The 19781-nt window shown below is 73.6% G+C and carries 21 protein-coding genes; 8 read left to right on the forward strand and 13 right to left on the reverse strand.

What is annotated here, in order from left to right; genetic code table 11:
* Window positions 1-42: 42 nt before the first annotated feature.
* Window positions 43-471: a Fur family transcriptional regulator gene (locus OG767_RS19870; RefSeq protein WP_405089928.1), complete on the reverse strand. Its 429-nt coding sequence runs from the start codon at window positions 469-471 to the stop codon at window positions 43-45.
* A gap of 119 nt (window positions 472-590) precedes the next feature.
* On the reverse strand, window positions 591-1589 hold the full coding sequence (locus tag OG767_RS19875) for a glycoside hydrolase family 11 protein (protein ID WP_405089929.1): 999 nt from the start codon (window positions 1587-1589) through the stop codon (window positions 591-593).
* A 480-nt stretch (window positions 1590-2069) separates the two neighbouring features.
* On the opposite strand from OG767_RS19875, the gene OG767_RS19880 reads away from it, so the two are divergent.
* A complete protein-coding gene (locus OG767_RS19880) occupies window positions 2070-2480 on the forward strand; it encodes an ArsR/SmtB family transcription factor (protein ID WP_405089930.1) in 411 nt (136 codons plus the stop codon).
* A 3-nt stretch (window positions 2481-2483) separates the two neighbouring features.
* Window positions 2484-2939 (forward strand): SRPBCC domain-containing protein, encoded by a 456-nt coding sequence (locus OG767_RS19885; RefSeq protein WP_405089931.1) that lies wholly within the window; start codon window positions 2484-2486, stop codon window positions 2937-2939.
* A 39-nt stretch (window positions 2940-2978) separates the two neighbouring features.
* Here OG767_RS19885 and OG767_RS19890 read toward each other — a convergent pair whose 3' ends face one another.
* The gene (locus OG767_RS19890; protein ID WP_405089932.1) at window positions 2979-3848 is read right to left on the reverse strand and encodes an NmrA family NAD(P)-binding protein; all 870 of its coding nucleotides are present in this window, start codon (window positions 3846-3848) and stop codon (window positions 2979-2981) included.
* A gap of 85 nt (window positions 3849-3933) precedes the next feature.
* Between OG767_RS19890 and OG767_RS19895 the strand changes: the two genes are divergently transcribed.
* Window positions 3934-4674: a TetR/AcrR family transcriptional regulator gene (locus OG767_RS19895; RefSeq protein WP_405089933.1), complete on the forward strand. Its 741-nt coding sequence runs from the start codon at window positions 3934-3936 to the stop codon at window positions 4672-4674.
* A 31-nt stretch (window positions 4675-4705) separates the two neighbouring features.
* Here the strand turns inward: OG767_RS19895 and OG767_RS19900 are convergent, their stop codons facing one another.
* Window positions 4706-5683: a PaaX family transcriptional regulator C-terminal domain-containing protein gene (locus OG767_RS19900; protein WP_405089934.1), complete on the reverse strand. Its 978-nt coding sequence runs from the start codon at window positions 5681-5683 to the stop codon at window positions 4706-4708.
* A 186-nt stretch (window positions 5684-5869) separates the two neighbouring features.
* Between OG767_RS19900 and OG767_RS19905 the strand changes: the two genes are divergently transcribed.
* Window positions 5870-7234 carry a PHB depolymerase family esterase gene (locus tag OG767_RS19905; protein ID WP_405089935.1) on the forward strand — a complete coding sequence of 455 codons (1365 nt, stop codon included), beginning with the start codon at window positions 5870-5872 and terminating at the stop codon, window positions 7232-7234.
* A gap of 168 nt (window positions 7235-7402) precedes the next feature.
* On the opposite strand, the gene OG767_RS19910 is transcribed toward OG767_RS19905, so the two are convergent.
* Window positions 7403-8380 (reverse strand): aldo/keto reductase family oxidoreductase, encoded by a 978-nt coding sequence (locus tag OG767_RS19910; RefSeq protein ID WP_405089936.1) that lies wholly within the window; start codon window positions 8378-8380, stop codon window positions 7403-7405.
* Between the two features lie 99 nt (window positions 8381-8479).
* Here OG767_RS19910 and OG767_RS19915 point away from each other — a divergent pair, with 99 nt between their 5' ends.
* Window positions 8480-9646 (forward strand): sensor histidine kinase, encoded by a 1167-nt coding sequence (locus OG767_RS19915; protein ID WP_405089937.1) that lies wholly within the window; start codon window positions 8480-8482, stop codon window positions 9644-9646.
* On the forward strand, window positions 9643-10299 hold the full coding sequence (locus tag OG767_RS19920; RefSeq protein WP_405089938.1) for a response regulator: 657 nt from the start codon (window positions 9643-9645) through the stop codon (window positions 10297-10299). Before OG767_RS19915 ends, OG767_RS19920 begins: the two co-directional genes overlap by 4 nt.
* Before the next feature lie 5 nt (window positions 10300-10304).
* Here OG767_RS19920 and OG767_RS19925 read toward each other — a convergent pair whose 3' ends face one another.
* Complete coding sequence (locus OG767_RS19925) at window positions 10305-10640, reverse strand: hypothetical protein (protein ID WP_405094254.1); 336 nt, start codon at window positions 10638-10640, stop codon at window positions 10305-10307.
* Here OG767_RS19925 and OG767_RS19930 point away from each other — a divergent pair.
* Together OG767_RS19930 and OG767_RS19935 are read left to right on the forward strand one after the other, a co-directional pair.
* Window positions 10639-10854 (forward strand): hypothetical protein, encoded by a 216-nt coding sequence (locus OG767_RS19930; RefSeq protein WP_405094365.1) that lies wholly within the window; start codon window positions 10639-10641, stop codon window positions 10852-10854. The genes OG767_RS19925 and OG767_RS19930 overlap by 2 nt on opposite strands.
* Window positions 10818-11003 (forward strand): DUF397 domain-containing protein, encoded by a 186-nt coding sequence (locus OG767_RS19935; RefSeq protein WP_405094255.1) that lies wholly within the window; start codon window positions 10818-10820, stop codon window positions 11001-11003. Before OG767_RS19930 ends, OG767_RS19935 begins: the two co-directional genes overlap by 37 nt.
* A gap of 16 nt (window positions 11004-11019) precedes the next feature.
* On the opposite strand, the gene OG767_RS19940 is transcribed toward OG767_RS19935, so the two are convergent.
* The 7 genes from OG767_RS19940 to OG767_RS19970 all read right to left on the reverse strand — a co-directional run bounded on the left by OG767_RS19940 (window position 11020) and on the right by OG767_RS19970 (window position 19778).
* Window positions 11020-11148, reverse strand: coding sequence for a hypothetical protein (locus tag OG767_RS19940; RefSeq protein WP_405089939.1), 129 nt, complete (start codon window positions 11146-11148; stop codon window positions 11020-11022).
* Between the two features lie 180 nt (window positions 11149-11328).
* Window positions 11329-12345 carry an ABC transporter permease subunit gene (locus tag OG767_RS19945; RefSeq protein WP_405089940.1) on the reverse strand — a complete coding sequence of 339 codons (1017 nt, stop codon included), beginning with the start codon at window positions 12343-12345 and terminating at the stop codon, window positions 11329-11331.
* Window positions 12342-13220, reverse strand: coding sequence for an ABC transporter ATP-binding protein (locus tag OG767_RS19950; protein ID WP_405089941.1), 879 nt, complete (start codon window positions 13218-13220; stop codon window positions 12342-12344). Before OG767_RS19950 ends, OG767_RS19945 begins: the two co-directional genes overlap by 4 nt.
* Window positions 13221-13336: 116 nt before the next feature.
* Complete coding sequence (locus OG767_RS19955; protein WP_405089942.1) at window positions 13337-14770, reverse strand: glycoside hydrolase family 19 protein; 1434 nt, start codon at window positions 14768-14770, stop codon at window positions 13337-13339.
* 6 nt (window positions 14771-14776) lie between these two features.
* A complete protein-coding gene (locus tag OG767_RS19960) occupies window positions 14777-16522 on the reverse strand; it encodes a TraM recognition domain-containing protein (RefSeq protein WP_405089943.1) in 1746 nt (581 codons plus the stop codon).
* A complete protein-coding gene (locus OG767_RS19965; protein WP_405089944.1) occupies window positions 16519-18282 on the reverse strand; it encodes an ATP/GTP-binding protein in 1764 nt (587 codons plus the stop codon). Before OG767_RS19965 ends, OG767_RS19960 begins: the two co-directional genes overlap by 4 nt.
* On the reverse strand, window positions 18279-19778 hold the full coding sequence (locus OG767_RS19970) for an SCO6880 family protein (protein ID WP_405089945.1): 1500 nt from the start codon (window positions 19776-19778) through the stop codon (window positions 18279-18281). Before OG767_RS19970 ends, OG767_RS19965 begins: the two co-directional genes overlap by 4 nt.
* Between the last annotated feature and the right edge of the window lie 3 nt (window positions 19779-19781).

The following is a 19781-nucleotide window of genomic DNA, read 5'->3' on the forward strand; positions in this document are numbered from 1 at the left end:
TGTTTCCTTCCGAACTGGCGGATCACTGGCCGAACTGGCGGATCACTGGGCGGTGCGGGCGGTCGCGCAGCCGGGGCAGGTGCCCCAGTAGACGACCTCCGCCTCGTCGACCACGAAGCCGTGGTCGTCGGAGGCGGTGAGGCAGGGGGCGTGACCGACGGCGCACTCCACGTCGGCGATCGTGCCGCACGAGCGGCAGACGACGTGGTGGTGGTTGTCCCCCACCCGCGACTCGTAGCGGGCGACGGCGCCGGCCGGCTGGATGCGTCGCACCAGACCGGCGTCGGTGAGCGCGCGGAGCACGTCGTAGACCGCCTGGTGGGAGACGGTCGGCTGGCTGGCCCGGACCAGCGCGATCACGGTGTCGGTGTCGACGTGCGGATGGTCCCGCAGCGCGGCGAGCACCGCCAGGCGGGGCCGGGTCACGCGCAACGAGACCGCCCGCAACTGGGTCTCGAAGTCGGGCGTCACCCGAGGAACACTAGTCCAGTGTTTTGGAATGAATCAAGTTTCTGCCCCGGTGTGTCGGCCGGCACACGCGACGACGGGGGCGCCGCGAACGCGGCGCCCCCGTCGGGCGGGAGATCGGCTCAGCCGGCCGAGCAGCTCGCCGTCGGCGTGTTGCTGTTGCCGTTCTTGTAGAGCGTGATGCCGAAGTTGTTGCCGTTGCCGTTCGGGCGCGCGGTGAGCGTACCGCTGGTGCCGCTCACCGAGGCGTTCCAGCTGTTCTGGAGCGTCTGACCACCCTGGGTCTGGATGTTGACCGTCCAGTTGCTGCTACCGCTGACCGAGAACGTCACGTTGAACCGGTCGCTCCAGTCCTCGGCCCGGCTGACGCTGACCGTGCAACCGCCGTTGTTCGGCGGCGGGGTGGTCGGGTTGGTGCTGGTGCCGCCGATCGTGATGTTGGAGTTGCCGCTGCTCTGGTAGCCCTCGGTGGCCAGGATCTGGTAGTCGTGGCTGCCCAGGTTCATGCCGGAGCGGGCCCAGGCGTCGAAGTGGTTGCCGGCGGTGATCGTGCCACCGACCCGCTTCGACTGCCGCACGCTCCAGTACTGGTAGAACGTCCGGGTGCCCTCGATCGAGGGCGCGTTGACGCGCTGGGTCCGGTAGATGTCGTACGTGCCGCCGTCCGAGGTCACCGTGCCCATGAAGCCGCTGCCCGGCGGGCGCCAACTGCCCCAGCTGTCGACGATGTAGTACTCGACGAGCGGGTTGCGGGTCCACCCGTAGAGGGTGAGGTACGCGTTGCCGGACGGGTTGAAGCTGCCGGAGTAGCTGACCGTCCGGCGTCCGCCGGGGTTCCAGCCCTTCCCGGCGACGAAGTTGTTGATGCCGCTCCACTGGGTGCTGTACTGACCGCCGTTCCCCATGGTCATGGAGACGTTGCCGCTGTCCTTCCAGAACGAGTAGAAGTAGCCGTTGTTCGTGCCGGTGGAGTTCGACGTGACGGTCTGGTCGGCGTAGGCGGGGCCGGACAGGACCGCGGTGGCCCCGGCGGTGGCGAGCGCCACGGCGCAGGCGCCGCCGAGGAGCATTCTGAGGCGTCCGCGCCTGCGGCTGCCCGAGCGGACGGGGGCGTCGTTCATGGGCGTGTTCCCTCCCTGTGGTGGCGGGCACGCGGCCGGCGGGTGGCAGCACCACCGCCGACCGACGGACATCGACCGTCATCGAGGCGAGTCGATGGCCACAGTATTGGAGCCGCCCTTCACAGTGTCAACAACTTCCGGAAACATCATGGAAACCGATGGCGGCACCCGACGTCCCACCGGAACCGCATACCACCTGCTCAGTGCCACTTTGAAGCGCTTCGACAGTTCACCTCGAACGACGCCGCCCATGACCCAGCGGGGCCCACCGAAGCCCAAAACCCGAAACTTTCGGAGACTTTCCGGACCACCACAGCAAACCGCCGACCCCTCAACCCCGACGCCCGCCCCCGCTGTTTCACGGAAAGAGTGGCCATTCGAGCGCCAATGAGCCCGCTTTCCGTGAAACAGCGGGGTGCGGGGGACGCTGCACCCCCGGTTACGTTGAACCTTGCGGTTCAGTGTCGTAAGGTGAACCTCGTGGTTCAGCAAGAGACTCTCAACCGGGTGTTCGCCAGCCTGGCCGACCCCACGCGGCGCGACATCCTCATCCGGCTCGGCACCGGTCCGGCCACCATCAGCGAACTCACCGCGCCGACCGGGATGAGCCTGACCGGCATGAAGAAGCACGTCCAGGCACTGGAGAGCGCCGGGCTCGTGGTGACCCGAAAGGTCGGCCGGTCCCGGCAGTGCCGGCTCGCCGACGCCCCGCTCGACGGCGCGATGGCCTGGCTCGCCTTCTACCAACGGCTCTGGGCACGTCGACTGGACGGCCTCGACGCCTACCTGACGCTTCGACCCGACCAGCCGGCCAGACCAGCCGGCCCCACCCGAGCCGACTCGTCGGCCCGAACCGACCCCACCAGCCCGACACGACCCGAAGGACCGTGACACATGACGCTCGACCTGACCGTGACCCGGCAACTCCCCGCCTCACCGGAGGAGGTCTTCGACGCCTACACCGACGCTGAGAAGCAGAAGATCTGGTTCGGCATCCTGGACACCGAACCCGGCATCGTCGAGATCGACGTGGACCTCCGGGTCGGCGGCCGGCAGACCGCGGTGTGGGGCGCCTCCTCGGACGCGCTGTTCCGCGAGACACAGACGTTCCTGGAGATCGACCGGCCGCGCCGGCTGGTCACCGAGTCCACCGGGAGCAGCCCCGACGGCGCCACCATGACCACCCGCATCGAGGTCACCTTCGAGGAGAAGGACGGCGGCACCCTGATGACCGTGGTGCAGTCCGGCTTCCCCACGCCGGAGCTGCGCGACTTCTTCGCCGGGGAGGCGTGGACCGGCGCGTTCGCCCGCATCGAGGCGTACCTGGCCCGGGAGCAGTCGCGCGGCTGACCCGCGTACCGGAGACGGGGCACCGGAGCGCGACCGCGGTCAGGATGCGGAACCGGCTCCGGCCGCCGCCCGCAGGGCGTCGCGCGCGTCGCGCGGCCGACGACCGAGGAGTTCGCCGAGCAGCGGGTCGACGCCGGCGAAGAAGCCGTCCCGCGCGGCCTGGTGGAAGCCCAGCAGGAAACGCGTCCGCTGCTCCGGCACCCCGGCCGCGACCTGCGCGGCGATCCAGTCCGCCTCGCCCGTCGGTTGGCACCGGATGGTCCGCCCCGCCAGCTCGGACGCCATCTCGGCGATCTCGGCGAAGGTCGGCGCCGCGGGCGCGGTCAGGGTCGTCGGGCCGTCGTACGTGCCCTCGGAGGTGAGGATCACGGCGGCTGCCTCGGCGGCGTCCTCGCGGGCGGTCCAGGACACCGGTCCGTCGCCCGGCACGGCGATCACTCCGGTCTCGCGCCACGGGCCGGCGAACCACGGGAGGCTGTGGGCGTAGAACCCGTTGCGCAGCGAGGTCCAGGAAATCCCGGAGGCGGCCAGGATCTGCTCGGTGGCGAAGTGGCTCCGGCCGGGGGTGAACGGGTTGTCCGGCGCGGCAGCCTGGTGGCTGGTGTAGAGGATCCGTTTCACCCCGGCGGCGAGCGCGGCGTCGACCGCCGCGCGGTGCAGGCCGGTCACGTCCGACACCGGATCGTTGGAGGAGACGAGCAGCAACTGGTCGGCACCGGCGAACGCCGCCGGCAGGGAGGCGGGGTCGGCGTAGTCGCCGCGCCGGACCTCGACACCCCGCCGCGCGAAGCGCTCCGCCTTCATGGTGTCGCGCACGGCGACCACGATCTCGCTCGCGGGCAGCCGGTCGAGCAGGTGGTCGACGGTTGCGCCGTTGAGGGCCCCGGTCGCCCCGGTCACGATAATCATTGATTCGCCTTTCGCGTTATCAGTGGTAACGCGCTGACCGTATCGCCTGTGACCGCCGATAGCAAGCGAGTGTTATCGTTGATTCATGAGTGATGGGGTCAAGAGCCGGGAGGACACCCGGGCAGCGATCGTCGACGCCGCCGCGTGGCTGTTGCACCGCAGCGGCCCCGGCGCCGTGACGACCCGGGGCGTCGCGGAGCGGGCCGGTGTCCAGGCCCCGACCATCTACCGCCTGTTCGGCGACAAGGACGGCCTGCTGGAGGCGGTCGCCGAGCAGGTGCTGGCCACGTTCGTCGCGGACAAGGCCACCGCCGTGGCGGCGGCCACGGCGGCGGACGTCGACCCGCTCGACGACCTGCGGGCGAGTTGGCGCCGACAGATCGAGTTCGGGCTCGGCAACCCGGCCGTGTTCCGGCTGCTGAACGACCCGGAACGCGCGTCCGGCTCACCGGCCGCGCGTCTGGGCAGACAGATCCTGGAGACGCGCGTCCACCGGGTGGCGGCGGCCGGCCGACTGCGGGTTCCCGAGCCGCACGCGGTCGACCTCATCCACGCCGCGGGTGTCGGAACCGTCCAGACACTGCTGGCGACCCCGCCGCAGCGACGGGATCCCGCACTGGCCGACGCGATGATCGACGCCGTCCTGGCCCGCATCCTCACCGACGCCCCGGCCGCGGCGTCGGACGGGCCGCGCGCGACGGCCGTCGCCATGCGGGCTCTCGCCCCGCAGCTGCCGATGCTCAGCGACGCCGAGCGTCACCTGCTGGTGGAGTGGCTCGACCGCGTCGCGCGGTCACCCGCCGCGGCCGAGGTGACCGGGAGATAACGCGCGGCCCGGCCGCGTACCGGCTCGCTCGTCAGCCCGGCGGCGGGCCGCAGCCGTCCGCGCGCACTCCGGCGAGCATGTCGGCGGTGGTGTGTGCCCGGACGTCGGGCGGCGGCGCGCCGCCGGCGTGCCGCGCCACGACCGCCCGGACGTGCCGCTCGGCCGGGCCGGCGAGGCCGTCGTAGACCGCCGCGAACAGCTCCCGGGCCGCCTGCCGGGGCCAGCCGGCGGGCAGGAGTTCCCGCGGCAGCCGCGGGTCGAGCGTGGGAAAGCGACGGTACGTCTCCATCACCTCCGTGCGGGCCCGCACCGCCGCCGCGCCGTCGATCGGGCCCACCGCGGACGCCAGTGGGCTCCACCGGCGCAGGAACTCCTCGTACTCTCGGCCGATCGCGTCGACGTCCCAGGCCTCGATGGGGGCCCGCTGGCCGAACGCGTCCAGCTCGGCCTGCCGGGCGCGGAACACCGTGACCGCGCCGAGCGTGAGCTGGGCGAGCCGGGACCGGGCCGGCGGGGTCAGCTCGTCGGGCGAGATCCACAGCCCGTCGTACAGCGGCGCGTAGCCGAGCCAGCGGAGCTGGCCGCGCAGGGCGCGACGCTGGGCGCTGCGGTCCTGCGGCAGCGAGAACGCGACGATCGTCCAGCACCCGTCCCACGGCGTGGTGCCCGCGGTGGAGGTGAGGATCCAGTTCCCGCCGGCGGAGAGTTCGGCGGCCACGGTGGGGCTGAGCCGGTAGGAGCTGTGCCGGCCGTGCCGGCTGCGTTCCAGCACGCCCCGGCGGGCCAGCCGGCTGATCGCGGTCCGGGCCCCGGCGCTGCTCACCCCGGCCTCGGCGAGCAACGCCACGATGGCGGCGGACGGGAGCGCGGCGCGGGTCCGCAGCGTGTAGTCCGCCAGCAGCGTCACCGCGACGCCCTGCGGCGAGGGCCCGACCTGACGCCGGGGCAGGCGTACCGAGGTCTCCCCGTCGTCGGGATAGATCTCCTCGATGTCGAACGCGCTGGCCACGGGCACTCCGGACGCTGGGTCGGGCAGGGAACTCGACTGTAGACGGAGATCGTTCGGACACATGCATCGCCGCACATCGATTGACACTTCTCGGACCGGCGGGAACACTATCTGCTACCCGATACGGAGCCGGGCAGGGCGCACCACCCACGACCTCAACGTGCACAGGTGATCGAAGGAGTCTCCGTGAGAATCAGAACGAAAGTGCTGCTCGCCGTGGCAGCGACGCTGGCGGCGGCCGGACTGGTGGTCCCCACGATCCAGCCCGCGTACGCGGCGTCGCTGACCGAGGTGACCAGCTTCGGCGACAACCCGGGGCGGATGCGCATGCACGTCTACGTCCCGGACGCCCGCCCGGCCCGCCCGGCGACCGTGGTGGCCATGCACGGCTGCGGCGGATCCGGCCCCGGGTTCTACTCGAGCAGCGAGTTCGCCTCCCTGGCCGACCGGTACGGGTACATCGTGATCTACCCGACCGCGACCCAGCAGGCCGGCTTCGGCAACTGCTTCGACACCTGGTCCGACGCCGCCAAGCGCCGCGGCGGCGGCAGCGACCCGGTGTCGATCATCTCGATGATCCGCTGGGCGCAGCAGCAGTACGGCGCCGACCCGGACCGGGTCTACGCCACCGGCAGTTCGTCCGGCGGCATGATGACCAACCACATGCTGGCGCTCTACCCCGACGTCTTCAAGGCCGGCGCGGCGTTCATGGGCGTGCCGTACAACTGCTTCGCGGGCGCGGCGGACTACCCGCCCGGGTCCAGCCAGTGCACCGGCGGCAACATGAACCGGACGCCGCAACAGTGGGGCGACGCGGTCCGCCAGGCGTACCCCGGCTACACCGGCCCGCGCCCCCGGGTGCAGCTCTGGCACGGCACCGCTGACACGCTCGTGCCGTACTCGCTGCTGCAGGAGACGATCGAGCAGTGGACCAACGTGTTCGGGCTGAGCCAGACGCCAACCTCGACCGACACGCCGCAGGCCAACTGGAACCGGCGCCGCTACGCCGACGCCACCGGCACGGTCCAGGTGGAGGCGTACAGCATCCAGGGCGCCGGGCACACGCTGCCGGGCGCCGGCATGGCCGCGGCCGCGATCGCGTTCTTCGGCCTGACCAGCACGCCGAGCCCGACCACGTCGCCCAGCCCGACCACGTCGCCCAGCCCGACGACGACGCCGACCACGGGCCCGACCACGCCGCCCCCGGGCCCGACCACGCCGCCCCCGGGCGTCGGCGCCTGCCGCGTCGGCGTCGACGTCAACGCCTGGAACTCCGGGCTGACCGAGAACATCACCATCACCAACACCGGCGGCACCGCCGTGACCGGCTGGTCCCTGGCGTTCACGCTGCCCGGTGGACAGGCGATCACCTCGGGCTGGAACGCGTCCTACTCCCCCGCCACCGGCCAGGTGACGGCGCGGAACGTCGCCTACAACGCCACCATCCCGGCCAACGGGTCGACCACCATCGGGTTCCAGGCCACCCACACCGGCAACACCGGAAAGCCGACGTCGTTCACCCTCAACGGCGCCTCCTGCACGCTCGCCTGACCGGGGTCGCCCCCGCGTTGCGCGCTGTTTCACGGAAAGCGTGGCCATTCGAGCCCGAGTGGCCACGCTTTCCGGGAAAGCGGGGCGACGCGGGGAGCGTGCGGCGCGGGGAGCGGGCGACGCGGGGAGCGGGAGCGGGCGACGCGGAGGGCGGGTCAGGGCGGCGGGTCAGGGCAGCGGGGCGCCGCGCGCGATGATCCAGAGGTCGTACCACTCCTCGCGGGTCAGCTCCGGGTCGCGGCGGGCGGCGTCCCGACAGGCCCGGATGCGGTCGGGGCGGGCGGTGCCGATCACCGGCGCCACCCGCGCCGGGTGCCGCTGGATCCACCACAGCACGATCGCCTCCGGCGTGGTGCCCTTCGCCTCGGCCAGGGCGGCGACCCGCTCGGTCGCCTCCCGGTCGGCCGGCGTCCGGGCGGCGCCGGTGAAACGCCCGCGGGCCAGCGCGCCCCACGCCTGGAGGCCGATCCGGTGCGCCCGGCAGTGCTCCAGGGTGCCGAGCGGAAAGCCGGTCCCGGTGGACTCCGCGGTGTTCACCAGCACGCCGGCCTCGACCCAGTCGCGCCGGCCCAGGCTGATCTCCAACTGGTTGGCGACGAGCGGCACGTCGAGGGCCGCCTGGAGGTGGGCGATCTGCGGTGCCGCCATGTTCGACACACCGAACTGCCGCACCAGCCCCTGCCGGTACAGCGAGGTCAACGCGCCGGCCACCTCGTCCGGGTCGGCCAGCGGGTCCGGCCGGTGCAGCAGCAGGACGTCGATCACGTCGGTCCGCAGCCGGGTCAGGCTCCGCTCGACGCTGCGCTCGATGTGGGCGGCGCGCAGGTCGTACCGGCCCGGCCCCTCGTCGCCGGGCAGGCGGATACCGCACTTCGTCTGGATCAGCACCCGGCGGCGCAGCTCCGGCGCGCGGGCCAGCACCTCGCCGAAGACCGCCTCCGACTTGCCGTTGCGGTAGATGTCCGCGTGGTCGAACGCGGTGACGCCGATCTCCAGGGCGGCCTCGACCGCCGCCTCGGCCGCCGCGATCTCCGGCGCGCCGTACGGCTCGGCGTCCCACCCGCCGCCCAGCCCCATGCAGCCGTAGATCAGTCGGTGGTCGCGGATGTCGGCGCTCGCCGGGGAAACGTGCTGCTCGTCGGCCATGACTCGTGGATAGCACAGGAACCGATCATCGGCGCGGCAAGCACCGGGACCGTACTTTCGACCGGTTCGGCGTGGGCCGGGACTTCCTAGCCTGGTGCCATGAGCGACACGCGTCGACCGGCTGGCCTGCTGTGCGACCTGGGCCTCGCCGTGGTGTTCCTCCTCGGCCTGGCGTTCACCGCCGTCATGCTCGCGGACAGTTGGGGTCCCCGGTACGCCGTGCTCGACGGGACGGTCGGGGCGACCGTCTGTCTGCTGGCCCTGCGCCGCCGCCGGGACCGGGTCCGCACGGCGGCAGCCGGGCTCGGCGTGGCGGCCGTCGCCGTCGTGGTCGCCCACGTCGCGGGCCTGCCGCAGGAGCCCGGCCCGATCACCGGGCTGGCGCTGGCCGTGCTGGTCGGCTCCGTGATCCGGGCCCGGCCGGTGCGGACCGCCGCCGCGGTCGGCGGCGCCGGTCTGCTGGTGATCGTCGGCAGCCTGCTCACGTCGCTGGACAACCGGCACGGCTTCTCCGCGGTGACGGTGTTCGCCGTGCTGTGCTGGCTGGCCGCCGTCGCGGTCGGCGTCGCGCTGCGCCTCACCGACGCCCGCGGCCGGGCCACCACCGAGCGGGTACGCCGGGACGAGCGGCTCGCGCTGGCCCGTGAGCTGCACGACGTGGTCGCCCACCACGTCACCGGCATCGTCGTGCAGGCCCAGGCCGCGCAACTGGTCGCCGCGAAGCGGCCGGCGGAGGTGCCGGCGATGCTGGCCGGGATCGAGCTGTCCGGCGCCGACGCGCTGGCCGCCATGCGCCGGGTGGTCGGGCTGCTCCGGGACACCGATGACGCGGCTCCCGCCCCGCCCGACCCGGAACAGCTCACCGACCTGGTGGCCCGGTTCGACCGGCTCGGCCCGCCGGTGCGGCTCCGGCTGCCCGCCGGTGACCACGGGTGGCCACCCACCGGTGACCTCGCCTGGCCGCCGGAGGTGACCACCACGGTCCACCGGATCGTGCAGGAGTCCCTGACCAACGTGTCCCGGCACGCCCCACACGCCGGGTCGGTGACCGTCACCGTCGACAGGTGCTCCGAAGGGGTGTCCGTCGAGGTGGTGGACGACGCGCCGCCGGCGCCCGCGCGGGTCGGCCATCGTGGCGGCTACGGCCTGGTCGGCATGCGCGAGCGCGTCCGGACGCTGGGCGGCACGCTGACCGCCGGCCCCCGCGACGGTCGGGGCTGGGCCGTCCGGGCCACGCTCCCCCTCCCGGCTCGGACTCCACGATGAGCATCCGGGTGCTGGTCGCCGACGACCAGGCGATGATCCGGGGCGGGCTGCGGCTCATCCTGGAGGACCAGCCGGACATCACCGTGGTGGGCGAGGCGTCCGACGGCGTCGGGGCGGTCGCCGAAGCCCGCCGGCTGCGCCCGGACGTCTGCCTGGTCGACATCCGGATGCCCCGCCTCGACGGGATCGAGGTGACCCGGGCGCTGGCCGGCCCGGGGACGCCGAACCCGCTGCGGGTCATCGTGGTGACCACGTTCGATCTGGACGAGTACGTCTACGGCGCGCTGCGCAACGGCGCGGTCGGTTTCCTGCTCAAGGACGCCGGGCCGGCGCTGCTGGTCGAGGCGGTCCGGGCCGCGCACAACGGCGACGCGCTGGTGTCCCCGTCGGTGACGCTGCGGCTGCTCAAGCACGTCGCGGCGGCGACCCGGCCGGCGTCCGGCCGGGCGCTGCCCCGGCTCTCCGCGCGGGAGGTCGAGGTGGTCCGGGCGATCGCACGCGGGCGGACCAACCGGGAGATCGCGGCCGAGCTGTTCATCTCGTTGAGCACCGTGAAGAGCCACCTCTCCGGCATCCAGACCAAGCTGGGCGCCCGCAACCGGGTGGAGATCGCGGCCTGGGCCTGGGAGAACCGGGTGGTCGAAGGCGCCTGACCGGCTCATGCCGGCGGCTCGACGAGCGGCCGGCGGAACGGGCTCCAGCCGAGGAAGCGCTGGTACATCTGCTGCGGGCTCGGACCGTCGTGCGGGTTGAGGTGGTAGAAGTCGCGCATCGCCTCGTAGAGCAGCCCGGCCAGGTAGATGCTCATCGCGGCGAGGTTGCGGTCGTACTCGGCCTTGAGCGCGAGCCGGGCGTGCGGGCAGGGCCACGGCTCACCGTCGGCCCGGCACGCCCACGTCGGGCGCACCGGCGTGTGCGGTACGGCCGCGCCGTAGCCGTGCGGGCGGTCGGGCTCGGTGGAGACCGGCGGACGCGCACCGACCCGGGAGTACATGAGGGCGGTCGACGAGCGGTTCGCGACCGGCGGGCGGTTCGAGCGGATGCTGCGCGCGCTGGCGTCGCTCGACGCCGATCCGGCGTGGCTGCGCGAGTGGATCGAGGTGGAGCGGGAAGCGACCACGTTGCGCTGGTTCGAGCTGGCCTACCTGCCCGGCCGGAGGAGTGCGACCGCATCGTGGCGGGCCGCGTGGAGCGGCAGGCGATCCTGACGGGTTCCTGCGTGGAGGTCGCCGACAACCTGCCAGGTGTCGTGCTGGTCCGCGACACCAAGGACCGCGACGGCGGCACCCTGCACGTCGCCGCCGCGTCCTGGCAGTCGTTCGTGGACCTGGCCAAGCGGCTCGGTCCCACCGCCTGACCCACCCGCGACGGGCTCAGTCCGGGGGCGTCACCCGCTCGCCGAGCCACTGCTCGGCGTCCCAGGCGTGGAACCGTTCCCGCTCGGTGGACCCCAGCTTCGCCGCGAGGCGCATCGAGGTGGCGCCAGAGGTAGGCCTTGCCACCTTCCGGGCGTCAACACCCGCTACAGGCTACGAACTTGATGGCGTCAACGAGTCACCCGCAACACGCGCGACGAACACGGACGCCCGACGATCGCCGGGCCCACCCGCCTGACCCATCCTCGCCATCAAGTTTGTAGCGTGCCGGGACCACTTGTCCCCACCGGACTTCGACCAGACGCGTCAGCTCGGACGGCGCTGGACCCGCCGGAACGCGACCGCCGCCAGCAGGCCGGCGAGCAGCAGGTAGCAGCCCGACTCCAGCCACTGGACCGACCAGTACCGACCGACCGGCTGGTAGGCGACGTCCACGTGCAGGTCGTGGTCGGCCAGGCAGGTCGCGGTGTCGCCGAACGGCCCCTCCGCCGCGCCGGTCCTCGGCGGGTCGGTGAAACACCTGTCGAAGATCGCCCGGTCCAGCGCCGTGCCATCGCGGGTACGCAGCTCGCTGACATCGGTGATCCAGGCGTCCGGCAGGGTCAGCCCCTTCACCACCGGCGCCCCGGTGATGCCGCCCAGGCCGCGTGCCTGGTTGATGGCCGACGCGGTCATCGGCAGGGTTACGTGCTCCGCCGGCAGCAGGTGTGGCCGGACCAGGTTCGGCACCAGGAACTGGACGACCACGAAGACCAGCGCGGTCACCGCCATGGCCGGCACGGTGCGGCGCACCACCAGCCCGATCAGGACCCCGAGGACGACGGCGAACACCGCGTACGCCACCGGGGCGAGGTTGCGGGCGCCGAACAGGACGGTGCTGAAGCGGTTGTCCGCGAACCGGTCGACCGGGCTCATCGCCCAGGTCACCAGCGCGGCGGCGACACCGGTCACGGCCATGGCGGCCAGCCCGACCACGGTCAGCTTGACCGCGAGCCAGCGACGGCGGGTCACGCTCTGGTTCCAGACCAGTCGTTGGGTGCCGGCCTCCAGCTCCCGGGCCACCAGCGGCGCGCCCCAGAACATGCCGAGCAGGCCGGGCACCGGCGCGAGCAGCGCCGCCAGATAGAGCGAGGTGTTCTCGTAGTCGACCGCGAGCTGGGCCAGCCGGGGGCAGTCGGACCGGCCGGCGCACTGGGCCCGGTAGGCGTCCTCGGCGTCCCGGACGTCCAGGCCGAGATGCACGACGTACGCGGTGAGCAGCGCCAGCGCGGCCACGCCGACCAGGGCCGGCACGCGGAACTGCCGCCAGGTGAGCCAGCTCATCGGTTCACCTCCCCCGCCGCCCGGGTCAGATAGCTCAGCACCAGGTCCTCCAGCCCGACCGGCGTCACGCGCCACGGCCCGCACGGCGGCGGGCCGTCGACCCGCACGACGGCGTCGATGTGCGCCCCGGTGTGCCGGGTCGCGACCGCCTCCACCCCGGCCGGCAGCCGGTCCCGCTCATCGCGCGGGCCGACCAGCCGGTGGTGCCGGGTCAGCAGGTCGGCCACGTCGCCGGCGACCTGCACCCGGGACCCGCCGAGGACGACGAGGTGGTCGCAGGCCCGGGCCACGTCGCCGAGCAGATGGGAGGAGAGGATGGCGGTGGCGCCCAGTTCGGTGACCACCTCCATCAGGTCGCGCAGGAAACCGTCGCGGGCCAGCGGGTCCAGCGCGGCGGCCGGCTCGTCGAGGATCAGCAGGTCGGGACGCTTGGCCACGGCGACGGTGAGCGCCAACTGCGCCCGCTGGCCGCCGGAGAGCCGGCCCGCCCGCTGACCCGGGTCGAGTCCCACCCGGGCGATCCGCCGCGCCGCCAGCGCCGGATCCCAGGTCGGGTTCAACTTCGCGCCCATCCGCAGGTGGTCGGCGACCGAGAGGGCGGCGTACACCGGGGTGTCCTGGGCGACGAAACCGACCCGGGCCAGGTGCGCGGCGTTCGCCGCGGGCGGCGAGCCGAGCACCCGGAGCGTGCCCGCGGTCGGTGTGGTCAACCCGCAGGCGAGATTCAGCAGCGTGGACTTGCCGGCGCCGTTCGGGCCGACCAGCCCGACCACCCGGCCGCGGGGGACGTCGAGGTCGCAGTCGACGAGCGCGGGCCGACGACCGTACCGTTTCGTCAGGCCCCGGGCGTGGACGGCGAGTTCGGAAAGTGACATGCCCCGATCCTGCGGATCGGGGCCGTCGCCGGCATCGGCCCGGAGAAGGGCCGACCGCCCCGGCCGTCGTCCTTTCGGCCGGTTTCCGGGCCGGGGGCGGCGGGCCCGTCAGCCGGTCAGCACGACAGTGTCCCCTCGTCGCCCGGGTCGACGCCCAGCGCCTCGGTGAACCGGCGGTACGCGTCGACCCGGTCCCGCACCTGCCCGGGGTTGCCGCCGCCGCACTCCAGCGCCCCGTTGATGCTGCGGACCGTCCCGCCGAACCCGGCGCCGCCGGTGATCGCCGCGTGCGGCGTGGTGGTGCCCGCGCCGGACTGGGTCATCCAGAACCAGAGCGCGGTCCGCCACGCCACCGCCGGGTCGGTCGCGACCAGGTCCGGGTTGCCGAGCAGGTCGACTCCGAGCGCGTCGCCGGCCGCCTGGTAGTTGTAGTTCCAGCTCAGTTGCAGCGGGCCGCGCCCGTGGTAGGCGGTCCGGCCGGCCGGGCACCCGTAGGGCCGGGAGCCGTCGCAGTAGGTGCCCCACGCCGCCCGGTCGATCTCGTCGACGTGGACCAGACCCTCGGTCTCGTGGTCGACGTTGGCCAGGAACGCGGCCAGTTCCCGCTTGCGGGTCCGCTCGTCGCCGGTGGTGGCGAACGCGGGGAACGTCGCCATCGCGTCGGTGAGCCCGGCGTACGTGTAGAAGGCGTTGCGGCCGGGGAACATCGCGTCGAACGTCGACCCGGTCAGCACCGTGCCGTCGCCCTCCGGCACCACCCGCTTGTTCGATCCGGCCCTCGGGGGCACCGACGGGGTCGGGGAGGCGGTGGACGTGTCCGTCCCGCCGACCGTGTAGCCGGCGAACAGGCCGCGCACCCGGAACGGGTAGCTGTCCAGCAGGATGACCGGCATGCCGCCCTGGGCCTCGACCGCCGCGGTGCCCTGGTCCCAGGCCATCAGCGTCAGCGTGAGGTGGTCACCGACCACCTTCTTGTCGTCGAGCATCCGCTGGGTCTCCTCGGCCAGGTGGCAGAACCACCGGGCGTGGGCGTGGATGGAGTCCTCCGGGTCCAGCGCCGACGCCTCGCCGCTGTCGTCGTCGTCCTCGCCGTACTGCGCGAAGACCTCGGGCGTCAACTGGGACAGGCCCTTGCGGCCCTCCTGGCCCTCCTTGTCCGCGTCGAAGTCCGACGCGTACTCGATCTGGGCGGCGAGGATCACGGGGGTGAGCAGGTCGCACTCCCGGGCCGCCGCCTCGATCGGCGCGACCAGGTCGGCGTCGGGCACACCCGAGGAGTCGAACCGGCCGCGACCGTCGCCCCCGGCCAACTGGGTGAGGACGCTGCCCCCGGCGCCGGGGCCGAGCGTGCTCTCCGGATCCGGCGAGTACGAGGTCAGCTGCGACCCGCTGAGCAGGATGATGATCACCAGAACGATCAGGGCCAGCGCCGCCATCGCCGCCAGCGGGAACATGCCGACCATCGAGAGGAGCAGCCAGGTGAGCTGGGTGGCGCCCAACCGGCCCGTCGCCGTCTGCTGCGCCGCCCGCGCCGCCGCCAATTTCGACACCGGCCGTCACCCGGCCCGCTGGTGCCAGGCCGCCGACGCCCGCTCGGTGACCGCCCGCGCCTCGGCCTCCGCCGCCGCCGCGATCGGCGCCGCGTCCGGCTCCTTGTACCAGGGACGCAACCGGATCACCGCCGGCCGCACGCCGGTCGCCAGCAGCAGCGCGGTGCCCTTCGGCAGCGCCCGGATCCGGTCCGCCGGCAGCACCTGCTCCTGCCGGTACGACACCGACCGGCTGCCGCCGTCGCGGGACCGGGAGTAGGTCGGGGTACGCACGTCGTGCTGGCCGACGAGGCGGGCGACCTTGTCCACGAAGTCGGCGTCGTCCAGCCCGGCGCCCAGCAGCTTGACCGTGGCGGCGCTCCACAACGCGTCCATCCCCGCCTCGCCCCAGACCCGCACCCCCTGCCGGTAGCTCTGCAACAGCGTCACCACGCTGACGCCGCGGGAGCCGAGATGGCTGTAGAGGTCGGGCAGGTCGGCGATGCGGCACACGTTCGCCGCCTCGTCCAGCACGGCGGTCATCGGCGGGTCCAACCGGCCGCCCATCCGTTCGGCGGCCACCACGCCGGCCCGGACCACGGCGTCCGCCAGCCCGGCGATCACCCCGGCGGCGGACCCGCCGCCGTCCTTGGACAGCAGGTAGAGCGTGTCCCGGCCGAGCACGTGCTCCGCCGGGACGAACTCCGGGCGGTCCGGGTCCGGGCTGACCCAGGCCAGGATCTCCGGGTCGAGCAGGCAGGCCACGCACTGTCGGGCCGTCTCGTAGATGCCGTCGCGGGTCTCCACCGCCCCGCGTACGGTGCCCTGGAGCTGGTCGGCCATGGCGGTCAGCCCGGCGTCGCGGAGCAGGTCGATGGGACTACGGTCGGCCGGGTCGGCGAGCCAGGCCAGCATCTCGACGACCGGCACGCCGCCGCGCGCGGCGGCCAGGAGGAGCGCGGTCAGCGTGTTCTGCGCCGCGGCGGTCCAGAAGTCCCGCTTCGACGCGTCGTCGTTGACCGAGCTGACGAAGTGACCGGCGAGCCGCCGCGCGCCCTCCGGGTTGTGGCAGCCGCCGAGCATGTCCCACCACATCGCCCGCTCGGTGTACGCGATGCCCTGCGGGTCGAACGTCCACACCCGGCCGATCCGGGCCCGCTCCTGCCGGGTGACCAGGTAGACGTCCGACTTGTTGGACGTCAGCAGCACCGCGCCGGGCGCGCGCAGCACCCGTGGGATGGCGATCCCGGTGGACTTCCCGGAACGCGGCGCCATCAGGTCGAGTTCCACGTCCTCGTAGGAGGACCGCAGCTCGGGGCCCGACGGCAGCAGGTCACCGAGCAGGTTGCCGGTGTCGTCGGGGCGCAGTCGGGGCACGTCCCGCAGCGACGGGCGCAGTTCCCGGGCCCGGGCCTCGGCCGCCTTGCCCGTCATGGTCCGCAGGTCGGCCGCACCGGCGAGGTTCGCCGACCGGCCCAGCCGGCGGACCACGGCGCGGGTGGCCGCGACCACCGGGACGGCGGCGAACGGGACCAGCCCGGCCGCGCCGCCGTACACCAGGGCCGACGGCACGCCCGGCCACACCGCCCCGGCGTCACCGCCGAGCAGGCTCAGGTAGACGTCGAGGCGGAACGGCGGCGGGCGCCAGCCGTAGCCGCCCACCGCGGCGGCGAGCGTGCCACCGAGCCAGAGCAGGGCGAAGGCGGTGAGGTTGATCAACGCGAGCACGGGGACCAGCCAGGCCAGGTGGTCCCCGCCGCCGCCGCGCTTCACCGGTGCTCCAGGTCGGGCCGGGAGCCGGCCGTGACGGCCCGCACCACCGCGTCCCGCTCGGCGCGCATCCGGTCCGCGTCGCCGTTGGCGATCCACCGCGTGTTCGTGTCGTGCAGGTGCCGCTCGGCGTCGGTGATCGCGACCCGGATCGGGATGCCGGGCCGCCCACCGACCTTGATCAGGAAGCGGCCCCGGCCGGGCGGTTCCTCGTTGCCACCGTCCTGGGCCCAGCCGGCCGGCGAGGACCAGGACGAGACCAGCTCGATCTCGCGCCGGGACAGCCCGACCACGCGGGCCAACTCCTCCATCTCCGCCCTCGGCAGCCCGGCGCAGGCGACCATGCCGGCCCGCTCGACGAACCCGCGCGCCTTGGCCTTGTCCGCCTCGCTGCCCAGCGCCTCGGCGTCCTTCAACGTGTGGGTGATCTTCGCGTCGGCCAGACCGAGCGAGCGGTTCAGCCGGGTCAGCGCGTCGATCCGGTCGACGATGCCGGAGGCCGCCCGCAGCGGGCGCCACAGTTCGTCCAGGACGGTGAAGAACCAGCGCCGGGGCGCCAGGCCCGCGTCGGCGAGGGCGTGCGACGCGGACACCGTGCCCAGGCCGTCCGACCAGGCGGCGAGCATCGCGGCGGCGGTCAACTGCCCGTCCGCCTCGCCGATGCGGGAGATGTCGATGCAGACCGCGGTGGCGTCCGGGTCGATCCGGGTCGCCGTCTCCGACGCGAACGTGTCGCCCAGCGGGCCGTCCACGATGCCGAGCAGCGACCGGTGCAGCGGGTCCACCGCGTCCCGGTACCGGGACTCCTGCCCCCGGTCCAGCGTGACCTGCCGGACCTGCGGCGGCCCGGCCTCCAGCACCGCGAGCAGGTCCGGCAGCCGGTACGTCCGGCCCGGCGCGGTGCGCTCGCGCAGGTGTCGCAGGCAGGCCGAGAGCACCGACTGCTCGTGGTCGCTGATCGGCGCGCCCCGCACGATGGTCAGCAGGGCGGCCACCATGTTCAGCACCCGGCCGTGGGACTCGGCGGACAGCGCCTCGCCGGCCTGCCCGCCGATCCGCGCCGCCGCCGCGCCCATCGCGCCCGGGTCGAGCACGTTGAGCCCGCCGACGCCCCGGGCGATGGAGATGACCTGCCCACCGAGCGCGCGGACGGTGTCCGCGTAGTCGGGCTTGAGATCGCCGAGCACCAGCGGGACGACGCCCTGCCCGGCCAGGCCGATCAGCATCCGGTTGATCAGCGTCGACTTGCCGAGACCCGGCATGCCGAGCATGAACAGCGACGGGTTGGAGATGTACCGCGCCCGGGTGAACCAGTTGAGCGGGTCCCCGCAGACCGTGGCGCCGGTGCTGATGTGCTGGCCGAGCGGGACGCCGGTCATCGGCGCGCCCGAGCCGGAGGCGAACGGCCAGAGCCCGCACGCCTGCACCGTGGTGGCCCGCCACATGGCCGGCGGGTCCAGCGTGGCCACCCGGCCGCCACCCAGCTCGGGCGAACCGCGGTGCGGCACCGCGTCGACGCGGTCCATCCGGGCCAGCCGCTGCCGGTACCGGTGCTCGGCCGCCTCCTCCGCGGCCCGCCGCCGGCGCGCCCGCCGCAGCGCCCGCGGGGTCTGCTCGCCGGTCTCGTCGGGCTCCCGGTCCTGCGCCTCCACGGGCGGCACCACCAGGCCGGACATCGCGGTGACCGGCCCGGACGTCCCCCGTGGCCAGCCCGCGCCGAGATCCAGCACCCGCGCGCCGTCCGCGCCCACCCCGGCCGTCACAACGCCTCCTGAAGGTCCTGCGGGACGATCGACTGCTCCCAGGGCAGGATGCCGACCGGAAGCGCGCAGGTGAACGCCGCGGCCTGCAACCGGTCCGCCGGTCGCATCGCGATCCGGGTCGCGCCGAGCAGGTTCCGCATGGTCACGTTCGCGTCGCGCACCTCGGCGACCGAGTCGACGGTCAGGGTCACCAGCATCGAGAACTCCACCAGACCGGCGCCCGAGGCCTCCTCCGCCGCGGTCTGCTCGGCCGCCTGGATCTCCGCGACCGCCCGGGCGCGGACCAGGCCCTTGGTCGAGTTCGCCATGAACTGGGCGGACCGGCGGTCGGACTCGACGATCCGGGCGGAGGTCGCCGGGTCGATCGGGCGGTAGACCAGGGCCACCCGCTTGCGGCGGATGCCGGCGGCCGGGTCGAGCAGGCTGCGCAGGATCCCGGAGCGCACCACGCCGCGCGGCGCCATGGTCAGCAGCCAGCTCCGGGACACCCCGGAGTCGTGCTGGTACGCGGTGACCGTCTCGACCGTGGCGGCCGGCCCGGCGTCGTCCCACTCCAGGCCGGTGCCGCCGTGCTGGGCGCGTACGTCGAGCACCTCGGCCGCGGCGGCCGGGTCGTACGCGACGCGGACGACCTCGGCGATCCGTTCCGCCGACAGCGGCTCCGCCGAGCCCCCGCCGGCCGCCACCAGCCCGTTGAGCACCCCCTGCAACCGCAGCGCCAGGTCGGCGAGCATGGCGTCGTCGTCGCGCCGGCCGCCGCCCGGCGCCGAGTAGGTGAGCGTCAGGTAGGTGTTCATCTCCGAGGACGCGTCCGGGTAGGAGCGCACCACCTCCTCCATCACCGCCCGGGCGGCGGGCGGCGCGTTCGGGGAGAGCCGGCCCAGCACCTCGGTGGCGAGCCGGGTGCCCGGGTCGGGGGCGGTCTCCACCACCACCGACGCGCCACGCAGCCCCGGCTCGTGCGCCAGCCGGGACAGCCACTCCCCCCACAGCGCCACCCACGTGTCGACCTGGTCCGGGTCGACGAGCGACCCGCCGTCCGGCTCGCAGCTCAGCACGATCGTGTACTGGTGCCGGTTGCGGTGGTGCAGCACGCCGAACGGCCGGTCGTACGGGTCGCGTCCCTCCAGCATGGTCACCCGGCTCAGCAGCCCGGGCGGGCGGAACCGGCCACCGGGCCGGGTCGACAGCGGTCCGGAGACGTAGAGGTGCTGCCGCTTGGACCGGCGGCGCATCCACCCGACCCGGACGCCGGCCATCTGGAAGACGTTGCGACCGTCCTGGGTGCGGATCGCCAACGGCGCCAGCACCAGCGCGAACGGGAGCCCCACCACCAGGGCCGCGTCCAGCGAGATCATGGACGCGATCAGGACCACCACGAGACCGCCGAAGAGGCCGAAGGTCCCGATCAGGCCCAGCGAGCCCAGGCCGGCCTTGCGGGGACGGCGCCAGTTGCCGTACGTCGGTGTCTTGATCTGTTCGGTTGCCGTGCTCATGCT

The sequence above is a fragment of the Micromonospora sp. NBC_01392 genome, assembly GCF_045040125.1.
Taxonomy (GTDB): domain Bacteria; phylum Actinomycetota; class Actinomycetes; order Mycobacteriales; family Micromonosporaceae; genus Micromonospora.

Bases quoted from the DNA above. Each gene is read 5' to 3' on its own strand.
- OG767_RS19875 (WP_405089929.1), bottom strand. From the start codon at position 1,589: ATGAACGACGCCCCCGTCCGCTCGGGCAGCCGCAGGCGCGGACGCCTC.
- OG767_RS19885 (WP_405089931.1), top strand. From the start codon at position 2,484: ATGACGCTCGACCTGACCGTGACCCGGCAACTCCCCGCCTCACCGGAG.
- OG767_RS19890 (WP_405089932.1), bottom strand. From the start codon at position 3,848: ATGATTATCGTGACCGGGGCGACCGGGGCCCTCAACGGCGCAACCGTC.
- OG767_RS19895 (WP_405089933.1), top strand. From the start codon at position 3,934: ATGAGTGATGGGGTCAAGAGCCGGGAGGACACCCGGGCAGCGATCGTC.
- OG767_RS19910 (WP_405089936.1), bottom strand. From the start codon at position 8,380: ATGGCCGACGAGCAGCACGTTTCCCCGGCGAGCGCCGACATCCGCGAC.
- OG767_RS19915 (WP_405089937.1), top strand. From the start codon at position 8,480: ATGAGCGACACGCGTCGACCGGCTGGCCTGCTGTGCGACCTGGGCCTC.
- OG767_RS19920 (WP_405089938.1), top strand. From the start codon at position 9,643: ATGAGCATCCGGGTGCTGGTCGCCGACGACCAGGCGATGATCCGGGGC.
- OG767_RS19930 (WP_405094365.1), top strand. From the start codon at position 10,639: ATGAGGGCGGTCGACGAGCGGTTCGCGACCGGCGGGCGGTTCGAGCGG.
- OG767_RS19925 (WP_405094254.1), bottom strand. From the start codon at position 10,640: ATGTACTCCCGGGTCGGTGCGCGTCCGCCGGTCTCCACCGAGCCCGAC.
- OG767_RS19945 (WP_405089940.1), bottom strand. From the start codon at position 12,345: ATGAGCTGGCTCACCTGGCGGCAGTTCCGCGTGCCGGCCCTGGTCGGC.
- OG767_RS19950 (WP_405089941.1), bottom strand. From the start codon at position 13,220: ATGTCACTTTCCGAACTCGCCGTCCACGCCCGGGGCCTGACGAAACGG.
- OG767_RS19970 (WP_405089945.1), bottom strand. From the start codon at position 19,778: ATGAGCACGGCAACCGAACAGATCAAGACACCGACGTACGGCAACTGG.